Raw genomic sequence first — 15,181 nt, 5'->3', positions numbered from 1 at the left:
ATTATCTATTCTATTCTCTGTTTAGAAGTTTTGGGGTTATTTATGAAACTTTTTACACGCCACAAGGTCTTCTTATTAAGTTAAACAAATTTACTGGGAGCTAACATGAAAAATATCGCAATCAGCCTTCAAAAAATAATGGATAATTTACAATCCTTGAGTTTTCTGGCATCTCTTTCACTTAGACTTTATCTGTTTCCCATATTTTGGGTCGCTGGTGTTAATAAAATCAATAGCTTTGAAGAAACCGTAATGTGGTTTGGCAATACCGAGTGGGGATTAGGCCTACCTTTTCCAACTCTTATGGCCTCACTAGCCACTGGCGCCGAAATTGGTGGAGCGATATTGATTTTAATCGGGCTAGCAACTCGCTGGGCAAGCATTCCCCTTATGATAACCATGATAGTCGCTGCCTCCAGCGTGCACTGGAATAATGGCTGGCAAGCCGTACATGATTTAAACTCTCCATGGGCTAATGAAAATGCCGTAGGAGCCATAGAACGCTTAGATAAAGCCAAAGAAATTTTACAAGAGTATGGTAATTACGCTTGGCTAACCGAACATGGTAACTTCATCGTAAGCAATAATGGTATTGAATGGGCAGTAACCTATTTGATTATGCTTCTAGCTCTATTCTTTTTAGGTGGTGGGAAATACCTAAGCATTGATTACTGGATTCGTAAACGTTATATGAACCATTAACCGTAAAGATTACTTATAACTAAAAAAGCCCGTTTAAACTAAATTTAAACGGGCTTTTTAACCTTGTAAATTTAGAGTTACCAGGCCTGGTAACTCTAATTTAAGTTAGTTTATTAATACTTCCAAACTAATTGAGCACTAAAAATATCTACTGCAGCTTCATATGAACCCACTAAAGTGTTAGCACCATCAGCACTATAATTAACTTTAGTTTCATCTGCAAAAAGATGACTATATGCCACATCTAAATCCATTGATTTACTCATTTTATAACCTAAACCAACAGAAACCCATTTACGATCAGAATCAGGTGTACGAGGGCTACGATGAGTCTCATTCGACACCGGTGTTTGGTCAAAAGCAATACCTGTACGCAGTTTCATATCATCATTTAACTGGTAAATACCACCTACTGATAAACGCCAACTATCTTTAAAGTCTTGTTTGGTATCAGTAAAAGTCGTTCCACTTGCATCTTGAATGGTTAGTGAACCGTAGTCACTCCATTTTGTCCATGTCGCGTCTGCTAGTAATTTAATTTTTCTATTATAATCATGAGACACACTTAAACTCGCTGATGCAGGCAGATTAACAGTAGAAGAAACCTTACCATTGTTTGAATCAAGCACTGTAGGATAATCAATCGTACCTTTAGCATCTTGAGTTACGCTAGAACGATATGAAAAGCCAACATTAGTGGTATCTTTAGGCTTCCATAAAAAACCAAAATTATATCCGTAACCCCAGCTGTCTGCCTTTATTTTTACAGGTTGATCACCATCAGAACCACCTACCAATGCTGTATTAAATTCCTGCTCTAAAATCAAATCAACATATTGTGCATTAAGCCCAAAACCAAAACTTAACTTGTCATTTATCTTGCCGGCAATGGCTGGATTGATGTTAATCGTTTTTAAATTGGTTTCTGTTGCAACGTAACGCCCAGCCCAATCATCATCATAAGAAAGGTGTTGTCCAAACGGAACATTAATTCCTAAGCCAATATCATAATCACCAGCTTTACCTTTCCAGTACATATTGGGAACAAAACCAATTGTTGCTCCGTCATCACCAATACCTCCTGTAGGAACTTTAGTTGTGTATGAAGGCGGTGCTAACGAAAATGAACCATCATCAGTAAACTTAGCCTGTGGAGAAATAATGTGCCCACCAATAATCACTTGATGCCCTTGTATCTCAGTTAACCCAGCAGGGTTAAACCACATAACACTTGCGTCTTCTGCATTAGCGGCAGCACCGGCATAAGATAGACCTTGTCCACTGGCACTTTGTTCAATTAATGCAAAGCCAGATGCGCTGGCTGTTTGTGAAGCAAGTGCTAATAAAATTGCACCGGTTAGTTTATTTAATGACTTATTTAATGACATTTTTTCTCCAAAGATTTTAGCTACTTAAAAATTTTTCGCCATTCTAACAAGCTCTTACACAAAGGGATAATTGAAATTTATATCATCCTAATAAGTAAATTGAATTAGCAATTAAAAATAAATACGTTACCAGGCCTGGTAACCAGGATACTCAGAGCCTATCTAAAGCTTGTTGTAAACTTTTAACCCCAATAATTTCCATTCCAGGAATTCCACCTTTTGGTACATTCCCTAATGGCACTATGGCTCGTTTAAATCCGTGTTTTGAGGCTTCTATAATTCGTTCTTGCCCACTGGGTACAGGACGAATTTCTCCCGCTAACCCCACTTCACCAAAGACAATTAATTCTTGGGATAAGGGCTGCGCTCGCATACTCGATAAAATAGAACATAAAACGGCTAAATCGGCACTGGTTTCAGAGACTTTAACCCCACCCACCACGTTGACATACACATCCTGATCGCTCGCTTGAATACCGCCATGACGATGCATAACCGCTAATAACATAGCCATACGATTTTGGTCTAAACCAACTGTGACTCGCTTGGGTGCACCATAAGGTGAATCATCCACTAAAGCTTGAATTTCAACCAATAAAGGGCGAGAGCCTTCCCAAATAACCATAACAACTGACCCTGGTGCTGGATCTTCTCCACGCGAAAGAAAAATGGCCGATGGATTTTTTATTTGCTTCATGCCTTTTTCAGTCATGGCAAATACGCCAAGTTCATTTACCGCGCCAAAACGATTTTTTATGGCTCTTAAAGTTCTAAAACGACTGTCGGACTGGCCTTCTAAAAAAACCACGGTATCCACAATATGTTCTAAAACGCGAGGCCCTGCCACTTCACCCGATTTTGTAACGTGCCCTACAAGAAAAATGGCAACATTATTTTGTTTTGCATAACGTGTTAAATAAGCGGCCGTCTCCCTTACTTGAGAAACCCCGCCTGCCGCACTGCTCACTTCTGCCAATTGCATGGTTTGAATTGAATCTACCACCATCACTTTAGGGTGCTCTGTTTCTGATGCTAGGGTAATCGCTTCAACATCCGTTTCAGTAAATAATCTTAGATGTTCGTCAGGTAATTGCATCCGTTTTGCGCGCGATGCAACTTGTTGCAAAGATTCTTCACCCGTGACATATAAAACCTTATGTTGAGTGCTTAAATGGCACATAACCTGTAATAAAATAGAGGATTTACCCACACCTGGATCGCCCCCAATAAGCACGACTGAACCGGGAACAATGCCACCACCCAAAACACGATCAAGCTCTGACATACCTGATGCAATTCTTGGAACTTCAGCTAAATCAACATCATTAATTGATTTAACTTGATTCTCAGTTTCTCCTGAATATCCCTTTGAAGCACCAGCTGAACTTTTTTTTGCAGAACTTACCTTAAACTCTTTTAGCGTGTTCCAAGCTTTACAAGCTTGACACTGACCTTGCCACTGAGAACTTTCTGCGCCACAGTCGGTGCATACATAAGCGGTTTTAACTTTTGCCATTCATTTTCCCTGCTGATTAAGCGTTTAATACCCGGTCGTTGCTAAGCACTCTGAAAGAGTTCAGGTTACTTACATTGAAACCTTTTTCTTCAAAGTTTTAGTTATAACGGGATACCTGAACTATTACTTTAGCTAAAGTAAGCTATTCATAGTGGTAACGGCAGGTAATGATAGTAACCTGATTTGAATCAACTGCATAAACAAGGCGGTTAGACTCATCTATCCTTCTAGACCAAAAACCTGATAGGTTCTCTTTTAATGGTTCGGGCTTACCAATTCCATCAAACGGTGAACGCATCGTATCTTTAATAAGTTTGTTAATTCGCTTTAAGGTTTTCTTATCTTGGCTCTGCCAGTATTCATAGTCAGACCAAGCTCTTTCTGTCCAAGAAAGAATTTCAATCATCATTGAACAGTCCTTTTTGAACCGTTTTCCCTGTCCTATATTGCTCGATAGATTGTTTTAAATGAACGACATTTGCAGGGGATTTAAGCAAATGAACGGTTTCCATTAAGCTATTAAAGTAATCTTGTGACATCACTACTGCATTATTAGAGTCTCTGCGAGTAATGATTGTACAATCAGCATTATCAACCACTGAATCCAAGACGGCCTTTAAACTGTTTCTGGCTTCTGTATAGCTTACTATTTGCATAATAATTCTCCTTTTAAGAAAATTATATCAAACATGTTCATTATATTGTACATGTTTATTCGGGTTTTTAGACAATGTGAACTAATCAAGGTATTACAGAGAAAAAACGTGCAATATACGCACGATAATAGTAGTAATATATCAGATAAAAAAAACCCGCCAAAGCGGGTTTTAATAAGCATGGTTTGCATTAATGCTTAATATCGCGCCAGTACTCTTTCTTTAATAGATAGGTTAATAACAGTAGAACTAACAAGAAAGCAATCACTTTCCAGCCCATATCTAAACGTTGTAATTTAGCAGGCTCGCCCACATATTCTAAAAAATTAGAGATATCACGAGCAGCTTGTTCATACTCTTCAGGTGTTGCATGTCGCTGAATACCTTCTAAAACATTTGGCATAGCCGTGCCTTTTAAAACATGATTATCCCAATCACCTTTTTCATTTTGGTAATATTCAGTTAAAAAAGTATAGATATAATCCGTACCTTTTAAACGTGCCATTAACGATAAATCAGGAGGGTTTGTGCCAAGCACTTGCATTGCCACTCCATCCTGCATACGAGTTTCTACGGTGTCTACCACTCTATTCTGGCCATAAGCCATTTTTGACACCACTTCATCATCTGTCCAACCGATATCACGAGCAATACGGTTATAACGCATATATTTTACCGAGTGACAAGCCATACAGTAATTAGAGAATAAAATAGCTCCACGCTGTAAAGAATCTTGATCTCTCAGATTGTTTTGAGCCGGTTTTAACTCAATACCATGCCCTCCTGCGGCTTGAACCGTTGCAGTAAAAGGCAATATACATAAACTCAAAATAGTCAGTAATTTTTTCATTTATTGCACCCTCTCTGGAACAGGCTTGGTTTTTTCATTCTTAGAAGTAAAAGGTAACACTAAGAAGAACATAAAGTATAAAGCCGTAAAAATTTGCGCTAATTTAGTCAACTCTGGAGTTGCAGGTTGTGTACCTAACCAACCTAAGACAACAAAACTCACCACAAACATCGTTAATAATAGTTTAAACGATAAACCGCGATAACGAATTGACTTCACCTTACAACGATCTAACCAAGGCATTGCAAATAAAACAGCAATTGCTCCACCCATTGCAACCACCCCTAAGAATTTATCTGGAATAGCACGCAAAATCGCATAAAACGGTGTGAAATACCAAACTGGTGCGATATGGTCAGGCGTTTTTAGTGGGTTTGCAGGTTCAAAGTTAGGTGGCTCAAGGAAGTATCCACCACCTTCTGGCATATAGAACATCACTATGGCAAATAAAGTAATAAAGAAGACCGCACCCATCGAATCTTTAACCGAATAATATGGATGGAATGGAATACCATCCATTGGTAACCCTTTATCATTTTTAATTTTTTTAATTTCAACACCATCAGGGTTGTTAGAACCGACTTGGTGAAGTGCCACAATGTGCATAAAGACCAAAATCAACAAAACCAAAGGTAAAGCAATAACATGCAGGGCAAAAAATCGGTTTAAGGTAACATCAGAAATAATAAAGTCACCACGCACCCATAACGCTAAGTCAGGGCCAACCACTGGAATTGCACCAAATAGTGAAATAATAACTTGAGCGCCCCAATATGACATTTGCCCCCATGGAAGCAAATAACCCATAAAGGCTTCAGCCATTAATACTAAGAACAATAGCATTCCAATAATCCACACTAACTCACGCGGTTCTTTGTAAGAGCCATACAGAAGACCACGCATCATGTGCAGATACACCACAATAAAGAACGCTGAAGCTCCGGTTGAATGCATATAGCGAATTAACCATCCCCAATCTACATCACGCATAATGTACTCAATTGAGTTAAAGGCTTCGGCGGCACTTGGCTTATAACTCATGGTTAACCAAACTCCGGTTACCAATTGATTGACCAAAACTAACAGTGCTAGTGAACCAAAGAAATACCAAAAGTTAAAGTTCTTAGGAGCGTAGTATTCACCTACGTGTTCATTCCAAGTACTAACTAAAGGATAACGCTTGTCAAACCAAGCCAATAAGGTACCTTGCTTTGCTTTATTTTCTTTTTTCTCAAATTCTGACATTATGCTTCTCCCTCTGTGGCATCTTCACCAATTCGAATAACAGAATCAGAAAGATAATGATGTGGAGGAATTTCCAAATTAGTTGGGGCTGGAACTGACTGAAATACACGGCCGGCCAAATCAAATCGAGAACCATGACATGGACAAAAGAAACCACCCTGCCAATCAGCACCGACATCAGGTGAACCAATTGCTGGACGATAGAGCGGCGCACAACCTAAATGGGTACAGACACCAACAACAACTAGGTATTCGCTATTAATGGCACGGGTTGAGTTCTGACAATATTGTGGTTGTTCTGACTTTTCAGAAGCTGGATCACGCAGTTCTTGGTCAAGCGGAGCCAGACCGTTAATCATGTCTGGAGTACGACGTACAATCCAAACAGGCTTACCACGCCATGCAACCGTTAACATTTGTCCAGGTTGTAACTGGCTAATATCCGCGTTTACTGGTGCTCCAGCCGCCTTAGCTTTTTCGCTGGGTTGCCATGAGCTAACAAATGGTACGGCTAAAAATGTCGCCCCAGTTGCGCCGACTACCCCTGTAGCGCCCGTTAAAATTTTACGACGCTGAAGATTCACACTCGAACCACTTTGTTCTTCTGTCGACATATGATTGTCTTCCTATATATGCAAGCAAATTCTGTTTATTTTACCGAAGCTTTGGTATAACTTAAATCAGTATCTTCTTATATACTTATTAAATCTATTTAAATAGCCTATAAAAAATAAATTATTCTATTTATTTCATAGCGTTATTTAAACACCATTTATTATATTTTTTTTACTTTATGAAACCTTTTTACAGGATTTATACGATATTGACACCGAATTCACACCGGATTAGCAATATCTACAAAGATACACTCAACATCAAAGGTTTGTTGCAAGTGTTCGCCTAAGGCCTTTACACCGACTCTTTCAGTTGCATGATGCCCCGCTGCCAAGTAATGGATACCACACTCTTTGGCTAAATGAGTGGTTTGTTCAGAAACTTCACCACTAATAAAAATATCCGCATTCCAGGCAATGGCTTGGTCAATATACCCCTGAGCACCACCACTACACCAAGCAATCGTCTTTACCTTATCAGGCCCACCAGGCAAGTGTAACGGTTCACGCTCTAAGCTTGTAGTAACCGTATCAATAAATGTCTCAATAGGCATTTCTCTTTCAAGCTGACCGAGTCTTACCAGGCCTGGTTGTGGGGTAATATCTTCTAAATGCCACAACTTACCCAATTGAGCATTATTGCCAAGCTCTTCATGCCCATCCAGAGGTAAATGATACCCAAACAAATTAATGTCATTCTCTAGTAAGCTTTTAATGCGTTTCTGTTTAAATCCGGTAATGACTTCAGGTTCGCTTTTCCAGAAGTATCCATGATGAACCAAGATTGCATCTGCATCTAACTCTATTGCTTTATCAATCAGGGCTTGGCAAGCGGTAACCCCTGTTACAATCTTACGAATTTCACCCTTACCTTCAACCTGTAATCCGTTTGGCGCATAATCTTTAAAATCTTTAATATTTAAAGTCTCATTTAAATATTTGTGCAATTCATCTCGTAACATAAAACACCCGGCCTTTAATTTAAAGCCCTATCATAGAATTTAATTATTAGATTCAATAAAGTCAACTAATCATAAAGCAAAATTAATAAAAAAACCACCAGGCCTGGTAAGGCGATGGTGGTTCTCTAAATCTTTATAAGCGTTTTGCACGAGATAAATAAGAGATAAGTACGAACTAAAAATCAGCTGAACTTTAACCATTTTGCTCGTGCAGACTCTTGTACAGACTTTTGTGTAACGCTCTCAACTAATCCGTTACACGGAAACGTGCAGACATGGCATGAGCATTTAACCCTTCACCATCCGCTAAAATACCGGCAACTTTACCTAAAGTATTTGAGCCTTCAGGCGAACACATTATTAAGCTTGAACGCTTCTGAAAATCGTAAACCCCTAAAGGTGATGAGAAACGTGCCGTTCTTGAAGTCGGTAAAACGTGGTTAGGACCTGCACAATAATCACCAATTGCTTCAGCCGTATAACGTCCCATAAAAATGGCGCCCGCATGACGAATCTTAGGCAATAAGGCTTTTGGATCATCAACTGATAGCTCCAAGTGTTCTGGAGCAATCACATTAATCATATCAATAGCTTGCTCTTCGTTATCCACCACAATAATCGCACCACGATCATCTAACGCTTTACGAATAATCTCTTGACGAGGCATTGTTGGTAATAAACGATTCATGCTTTCATAAACCTTTTCTGCAAACGCTGCATCTTGCGTAACAAGAATAGACTGAGCATCTTCATCGTGCTCTGCTTGAGAAAATAAATCAACCGCAATCCAATCTGGATTAGTTTGTCCATCACAATAGACAAGGATTTCAGATGGCCCAGCAATCATATCAATACCAACCGTACCAAATACCATACGCTTAGCGGTGGCTACAAAAATATTACCCGGCCCTACAATCTTATCAACGGCTGGAACGGTTTCCGTACCATAAGCGAGTGCTGCTACAGCTTGAGCGCCACCTAAAGTAAAGACCGCATCGACTTCACAAATCGCTGCAGCGGCCAAAACCATATCATTCACTTCACCATCTGGTGTTGGAACAACCATAATCAATTTATCTACACCGGCAACTTTAGCAGGGATAGCATTCATAATCACGGATGAAGGATAAGCCGCTTTTCCACCAGGGACATAAAGACCTACACTGTCTAACGGTGTGACTTGTTGACCCAACATAGTGCCGTCAGCTTCTTCGTAATTCCAAGAGTTTTGAACTTGCTTTTTATGATACTCACGAACACGGTCAGCAGATAACTGCAATGAATCACGCTGATCAGCAGGAATGCGCTCTAAAGCTTCTTGTAAACGCGCTTTAGGGATTTCTAACTCTGCACCCGTTTTTAAGGTTAAACGGTCAAACTTAGCGGTATATTCTAAAAGAGCTGCGTCACCTTTAGTACGCACATTGTTTACCACTTCAGTCACAATATCGTTAACTGATCCATTAGAAACCGTTTCCCAGGCAAGTAAACGATCTAATTCCTCTCTAAAACCTTCTGCATTGGCAGATAAACGACGAATATTAAGCATTTTCTTTCTCTATCACTGTTTTAAACTGTTGAATAATAGTATTGATTTGATCAAATTTTGTTTTATAAGCGTGCTGATTCACAATTAATCGTGAACTAATATCAGCGATATGCTCCATAGGAACTAAACCATTTGCCTTAAGGGTATTTCCTGTATCCACTAAGTCAACGATACGGTCAGCTAAATCAATTAACGGAGCAATTTCCATTGAGCCATAAAGTTTAATTAAGTCAACCTGCTCGCCCTTTTGAGCGTAGTAAGCTTGCGCTGATTTAAGGTACTTGGTTGCTATCTTTAAACGATGACCATGAGGTTTTTCCACTTCAGGTCCAGCAACCATTAATCGACATTTAGCAATTTCTAAATCTAAAAGTTCAAATAAGTTATGACTTGGAGCTTCCATTAAAACATCTTTACCGGCCACACCAATATCCGCTGCACCATGCGCAACATAAGTTGGCGCATCGGTTGCGCGTACAATCAACAGACGTACATTTGGCTGGTTAGTCGGTAAAATTAACTTACGACTTTTACTTGGATCTTCTAAAGGTTCAATACCAGCTGCTTCAAGAAGCGGCAAAGTATCTTTATAAATACGCCCTTTAGATAGCGCAATGGTTAACTGATCATTCATAACTTAAATAAACTTTTATAATTTTAATTTGGTTTTTTTTGCACCTTAGAGTTACCAGGCCTGGTAAGTCTACATTGCAAAAACTCAATAATATCTAGAGCGTTTTATTTTCTTCTAGTTTGATATTCTTCTAATTTGATAAACGATAAATATGAGCGCCGACTTTATGGAACTTTTCTTCGATTAGCTCATATCCACGGTCAATATGATAAACACGATTGACGACCGTTTCACCATCTGCCACCAGGCCTGCCAAAATTAAACTGGCTGAAGCTCTTAAATCAGTGGCCATTACCGGCGCACCTTTTAGTTCTTTAACGCCTTTAATGTGTGCGGTATTGCCTTCAACCGTAATATCTGCGCCCATTCTTGCTAGCTCTGACACATGCATAAAACGGTTTTCAAAAATAGTTTCTTCAATGCTTGATTCACCATCTGCTAACGCATTCATTACCAAAAACTGTGCTTGCATATCCGTTGGAAACAATGGATAGGGATCGGTAACAATATCAACAGGCTTTAACTGTCTATCAATCATATCTAGAGTAATGGTATTCGCCGTAGTGGTGACTTCTGCACCGGCTTCTTTAAACTTTTCTAATACCGCACCTAAATGGCTTGGGTTAACTTTAGTGACCGTTAATTTACTTTGGGTTACTGCGGCGGCGGCAAGATAGGTGCCCGCTTCAATCCGGTCTGGAATAACTTCATAATTCACACCGTTTAAACGTTCAACACCTTCAACCACTAAGGTATTTGTACCAATACCACTAATCTTGGCACCCATTTTAACCAAAAACGTTGCTAAATCGGTTACTTCTGGTTCACGAGCAGCATTTCTTAAAGTAGTAATACCATCAGCAAGTACTGCCGCCATCAAGAGGTTTTCAGTACCGGTTACGGTTACTGGTTCCATTGAAATATCAGCACCCTTTAAGCGTCCGTTTGATTTAGCAATAATATAACCTTGCTCAACATCAATTTTGGCCCCCATTTTTTCCATTCCATGAATATGAATATTCACAGGGCGAGAACCAATCGCACAGCCTCCAGGTAAAGAGACTTTTGCTTCACCAAAACGAGACAATAGAGGCCCCAAAACTAATATTGAAGCACGCATCGTGGTAACGAGATCATAAGGCGCTTCTTTAATGGTGACGTTTGAAGCATCAACTTCAATATTTAGCTCTTCATCAAATAGGATATCAACACCCATTGAGGCCAATAACTGAATGGTCGTGGTAACATCCATTAGATGGGGAACGTTAGATAATTTAACAGGCGTTTCTGCTAACAAACAACCCATTAAAATAGGTAATGCCGCATTTTTTGATCCAGAAATTTCTACACTACCAGAGAGTTGTCCCTGACTTTCAATTACAAGTTTATCCATAAATACGACTTTGTTTTCTATGCTCTAAATTAATACTTTTTTCGCGACTTTAGTCTAGCTAGTTCCTTAAAGGGACAATGCCTAACTAAACTACGCTATTTTAGTTTTTACAGATAAAGCGTGCAGTTCACCCGTTGCAAATTGCTCTTTAAATATATCAGTTACCATACGTTCACGTTTTAAAAGACTCACTCCTTCAAACGATGGGCTAGTGACTACAATGGTAGAGGTACAATCCGCACCACTAAACTCAACGTTACTATTGGGAATAGTAGCAAGAATCATCTCTTTGATCTTTTCCGGTGCCATATTTCTATATCTCTAAAATTTTTATTGGCGTATTTTAACGCCTTTATGCAATAAAATCAGATTTATCGCAGAAACCAAAACCACAAAAAAGATTGTGACACTTAAACTTAAATAAACCGATACGTCTGACTGCTGAAAAAATCCGTATCTAAACCCATCAACCATATAAAAGAAGGGGTTAAAGTGCGATGCTTGCTGCCATATTTCTGGTAAACCATGAATAGAGTAAAACACCCCACTTAAAAAGGTCAAAGGCATAATAATGAAGTTTTGAAAAGCCGCTAATTGATCATATTTTTCAGACACAATTCCAGCAAGCATACCCAAGCCGCCCATCATTGCAGCGCTTAATACGGCAAACAAAATAATCCAAACAGGATCTAACCAGGTCAAATCAAACCAAATAGCCCCTACCATTAAAATACCTAAACCGACTGCAATACCACGCACAACGGAAGCCGCAATAAAGGCTAAATAGAGTTCAAATGGAGAAATTGGACTTAATAAAACAAAGGTTAAATTTCCATGCATCTTAGATTGAATAAGACTAGATGAAGTATTTGAAAAGGCATTTTGTAAGATAGCCATCATTACCAGGCCTGGTATTAAAAACTGACTATATGACAGACCCGAATAGGTTTCTATTTGAGAGGCGATAACCTGCCCAAAAACCAATAAATACAATAGCGTTGAGACCACTGGAGCAAATACCGTTTGAACAACAACAGAATAAAAACGGCGAACCTCTTTAACAAATAAAGCCCAAAACCCAGTGAAGTTGAACCCGATTAGATTCATCATTATAAAACGCTTCATTACGCCATTCCCTCCGAGGTTAAGTCTAAGAACACCTCTTCCAAGGTTGCATCACGGCTACTAACATCCGTAACATCTAACCCCGCTTGTGCCATTAACCCTAAGGTTTCTGTCATTGAAGACTCTTTGTCCACTTGAAAAACAAAACCGTTAGACTCTTTTTCTACCAAACGCTCAGCTAACAGGCCTGGTAAGTCAATTTCGGGATTAGCCACATTAACACGCAAGTAACGATAGGGGTGTTGTGAAAGCAATTTCTGAGTATCATCTAACGCTTTAATTTCACCATGCTGCATAATGGCAACACGATCACACAAAGCTTCAGCTTCTTCTAAATAATGAGTGGTTAAAATAATCGTATGTCCTTGCTTGTGAAGCTCTTTAGTAAAATCCCAAAGGGTTCTACGTAAGTCAACATCCACACCTGCAGTTGGCTCATCTAAAACTAAAACTCTAGGTTTATGAACTAACGCCATAGCAATTAAAACTCGACGTTTCATTCCTCCAGAAAGCTGGCTTGTATTGGAGTTTGCTTTATCCGCTAAAGCTAATCTCTCTAATAACTCATTAATCCATCGGTTTTGTTCAGGCCCTTTCATACCAAAGTAACCTGATTGCAATTCTAATAATTCCTTAATGGTAAAGAAGGGATCTGCAATGAGTTCCTGTGGCACTAATCCAAGAAGTTTTCTGCTGTCTCGGTAACCGTCAATCACATCAAAACCTTGAACATGAATACTACCTGAAGTGGGCACAACTAAACCTGACATGGCATTAATCAAAGTTGATTTACCTGCGCCATTTGGCCCTAATAAACCAAAAAATGCTCCTTCTTCAACATCGAAACTCACACCTTTTAAGGCTTGAAATTCGCCATATTTTTTTACGACTTGATTAAACTGAACGGCTAATGACATTTAAAACCTTTTGTTAAGCGTGCTAGAGAACCTTGCACAAATTAATTCTACCCGAAGAGACCTTTGAACCTATCTCGTGTTTATGCCTTTGGGTGCAAAGATCTCTCTAAACTAAAAATAGGACCTCAGTCCTATTTTTATGTAAGTACTCGTGAGTTTAAAATTCGATTGAATCAGTTATAACTGAACTCATTCTCTAAATCGTATAAATTAACCAATGTTTTTAGATCTTCAGGCAAATCGATTATCGTTAATTGCTGTTCGGTATTGGCTGACCAAGACAACAATACGGCCAAAATAGCGCTATCCGCTTTTCTGACTTTTGAAAAATCGATCTGTTTAACGGGAAGCTTAAACCAATTTTCTTTTTTTAGCAGGCCTGGTAATACATCAATGGTCAATCGTTCAGGCAGACGTATTAACCCTTCTGAAGCATTCCATTCAACTGAGCCAATTGAAACAAACTGACCTATCACGACGACACTTTTCCATTAAATTCAGCATTTTTCTGCTGCATTTCAGTAATCACTGTATCCAAACCTTTTCTTGAAATATCTGAACCATAAGCCTTACGGTAACTTAACAACATACTAATGCCTTCAACGGCAACGTCATAAAGCATCCATTTATTATTCTTTTTGTTCAAATAGGCGCGATAAATAACATCTGATTTATTCCCATCAGACTGCAATACTTTAGAGGCCACCGTCACTCTGCCAGGTTTTTCCTCACGAGCAGGTGCAACGTCAACTGAATCAATATTTAATTTCAGCAAACTTTGCGAGTAAGAACGAATTAAGGTATTTGTAAAAGCATCTACAAAATCTTTCTGCTGACTTTCAGAAGCTGAACGCCAATATTTACCCATGACATAACGTGCCATTTTTTTGGTATCTAAATAAGGTAAAACATATGCCGTTGCAAACAACTTAACTTCTTGAGGGTCGCTCTCTAGTTTTTCACGGTTGTCGTTTAATTCTGAAATCACTTTTTTAGATAAAGATAAAACCATTTTTTCCGGGTCATCTTGTATGATTTCACTCGCTTGAGCTTGAGCCGTTCCCATAAAGAAAAAGCTCACCCATAGCATTAACAATACTTTTTGCATATTTATACGAACAAACGACATTTACTTATCTCCACCTTCACTAAATTTAACCAAAAACTGACTTATCAAATCTTCTAAAACCAAAGCAGATTGCGTTATTTCGATCTCGCTGCCATTTTCTAAATAGTCCTCTTCTCCACCAATATCAATACCTACATATTGGTCTCCGAGCAGACCCGAAGTGAGTATTGATGCAGAACTGTCAACCGATAGTTCATTATAATTTTGATCAATCTTCATCGCCACTTTGGCTTTAAAAGATTTAGGGTCTACTGTGATAGAGGTGACTCGCCCAATCACTACACCACTCATTTTTACCGGAGCACGAACCTTTAACCCACCGATATTATCGAACAGTGCACTAACTTCATAACTTGGACGTTCTTTCCAACTACTAAAATTACTCACCTGAAAAGCAATCATAACTAAGGCAGCCAAACTCATCAGTACAAAAGCCCCTACCCATATTTCAATTTTTGCTTGTCGTTTCATGTAAAAATTTCCTTAAAAGATTGTTTTTTT

Annotated in this window: 18 protein-coding genes; 1 reads left to right on the top strand and 17 read right to left on the bottom strand. The window is 39.0% G+C overall.

What is annotated here, in order from left to right; all coding sequences use genetic code 11:
- Positions 1-105 precede the first annotated feature (105 nt).
- Complete coding sequence (locus BS34_RS0102685) at positions 106-702, top strand: HvfX family Cu-binding RiPP maturation protein (RefSeq protein ID WP_029407010.1); 597 nt, start codon at positions 106-108, stop codon at positions 700-702.
- A 113-nt stretch (positions 703-815) separates the two neighbouring features.
- Here the strand turns inward: BS34_RS0102685 and BS34_RS0102680 are convergent, their stop codons facing one another.
- From BS34_RS0102680 to mlaD, 17 genes are all read right to left on the bottom strand, one after another.
- Positions 816-2,090, bottom strand: coding sequence for an OmpP1/FadL family transporter (locus BS34_RS0102680; RefSeq protein ID WP_029407009.1), 1,275 nt, complete (start codon positions 2,088-2,090; stop codon positions 816-818).
- A 151-nt stretch (positions 2,091-2,241) separates the two neighbouring features.
- Positions 2,242-3,606 carry a DNA repair protein RadA gene (radA, locus tag BS34_RS0102675; protein WP_029407008.1) on the bottom strand — a complete coding sequence of 455 codons (1,365 nt, stop codon included), beginning with the start codon at positions 3,604-3,606 and terminating at the stop codon, positions 2,242-2,244.
- A 142-nt stretch (positions 3,607-3,748) separates the two neighbouring features.
- Positions 3,749-4,015, bottom strand: coding sequence for a Txe/YoeB family addiction module toxin (locus BS34_RS0102670; protein ID WP_029407007.1), 267 nt, complete (start codon positions 4,013-4,015; stop codon positions 3,749-3,751).
- Positions 4,005-4,262, bottom strand: coding sequence for a type II toxin-antitoxin system Phd/YefM family antitoxin (locus BS34_RS0102665; RefSeq protein ID WP_029407006.1), 258 nt, complete (start codon positions 4,260-4,262; stop codon positions 4,005-4,007). Before BS34_RS0102665 ends, BS34_RS0102670 begins: the two co-directional genes overlap by 11 nt.
- A gap of 190 nt (positions 4,263-4,452) precedes the next feature.
- Positions 4,453-5,112 carry a cytochrome c1 gene (locus BS34_RS0102660; RefSeq protein WP_029407005.1) on the bottom strand — a complete coding sequence of 220 codons (660 nt, stop codon included), beginning with the start codon at positions 5,110-5,112 and terminating at the stop codon, positions 4,453-4,455.
- Positions 5,113-6,357 (bottom strand): cytochrome b, encoded by a 1,245-nt coding sequence (locus tag BS34_RS0102655; RefSeq protein ID WP_051640648.1) that lies wholly within the window; start codon positions 6,355-6,357, stop codon positions 5,113-5,115.
- Entirely contained in the window at positions 6,357-6,971 is a 615-nt protein-coding gene (gene petA / locus BS34_RS0102650) for a ubiquinol-cytochrome c reductase iron-sulfur subunit (protein ID WP_029407003.1), read from the bottom strand. The genes BS34_RS0102655 and petA overlap by 1 nt, the downstream gene beginning before the upstream one ends.
- Before the next feature lie 221 nt (positions 6,972-7,192).
- Entirely contained in the window at positions 7,193-7,933 is a 741-nt protein-coding gene (locus BS34_RS0102645) for a Nif3-like dinuclear metal center hexameric protein (protein ID WP_029407002.1), read from the bottom strand.
- A gap of 247 nt (positions 7,934-8,180) precedes the next feature.
- Positions 8,181-9,482: a histidinol dehydrogenase gene (hisD, locus tag BS34_RS0102635; RefSeq protein ID WP_029407001.1), complete on the bottom strand. Its 1,302-nt coding sequence runs from the start codon at positions 9,480-9,482 to the stop codon at positions 8,181-8,183.
- The gene (gene hisG / locus BS34_RS0102630; protein WP_029407000.1) at positions 9,475-10,116 is read right to left on the bottom strand and encodes an ATP phosphoribosyltransferase; all 642 of its coding nucleotides are present in this window, start codon (positions 10,114-10,116) and stop codon (positions 9,475-9,477) included. The genes hisD and hisG overlap by 8 nt, the downstream gene beginning before the upstream one ends.
- A gap of 130 nt (positions 10,117-10,246) precedes the next feature.
- Complete coding sequence (gene murA, locus BS34_RS0102625; RefSeq protein ID WP_029406999.1) at positions 10,247-11,509, bottom strand: UDP-N-acetylglucosamine 1-carboxyvinyltransferase; 1,263 nt, start codon at positions 11,507-11,509, stop codon at positions 10,247-10,249.
- Between the two features lie 90 nt (positions 11,510-11,599).
- Positions 11,600-11,818: a BolA/IbaG family iron-sulfur metabolism protein gene (locus BS34_RS0102620; protein ID WP_029406998.1), complete on the bottom strand. Its 219-nt coding sequence runs from the start codon at positions 11,816-11,818 to the stop codon at positions 11,600-11,602.
- Positions 11,819-11,839: 21 nt separating this feature from the next.
- Positions 11,840-12,634: an ABC transporter permease gene (locus BS34_RS0102615; protein ID WP_233993128.1), complete on the bottom strand. Its 795-nt coding sequence runs from the start codon at positions 12,632-12,634 to the stop codon at positions 11,840-11,842.
- On the bottom strand, positions 12,634-13,551 hold the full coding sequence (locus tag BS34_RS0102610) for an ABC transporter ATP-binding protein (RefSeq protein WP_029406996.1): 918 nt from the start codon (positions 13,549-13,551) through the stop codon (positions 12,634-12,636). Before BS34_RS0102610 ends, BS34_RS0102615 begins: the two co-directional genes overlap by 1 nt.
- A 173-nt stretch (positions 13,552-13,724) precedes the next feature.
- Positions 13,725-14,027 carry an STAS domain-containing protein gene (locus tag BS34_RS0102605; protein WP_029406995.1) on the bottom strand — a complete coding sequence of 101 codons (303 nt, stop codon included), beginning with the start codon at positions 14,025-14,027 and terminating at the stop codon, positions 13,725-13,727.
- Positions 14,024-14,680: an MlaC/ttg2D family ABC transporter substrate-binding protein gene (locus BS34_RS0102600; protein ID WP_233993126.1), complete on the bottom strand. Its 657-nt coding sequence runs from the start codon at positions 14,678-14,680 to the stop codon at positions 14,024-14,026. The genes BS34_RS0102605 and BS34_RS0102600 overlap by 4 nt, the downstream gene beginning before the upstream one ends.
- Positions 14,681-15,151, bottom strand: a complete 471-nt coding sequence (gene mlaD, locus BS34_RS0102595) for an outer membrane lipid asymmetry maintenance protein MlaD (protein ID WP_029406993.1) — start codon at positions 15,149-15,151, stop codon at positions 14,681-14,683.
- Positions 15,152-15,181 lie beyond the last annotated feature (30 nt).

The sequence above is a fragment of the Thiomicrorhabdus sp. Milos-T2 genome, from assembly GCF_000702325.1.
Lineage (GTDB): Bacteria > Pseudomonadota > Gammaproteobacteria > Thiomicrospirales > Thiomicrospiraceae > Thiomicrorhabdus.
This window is presented reverse-complemented; position numbering and strand designations above follow the sequence as displayed.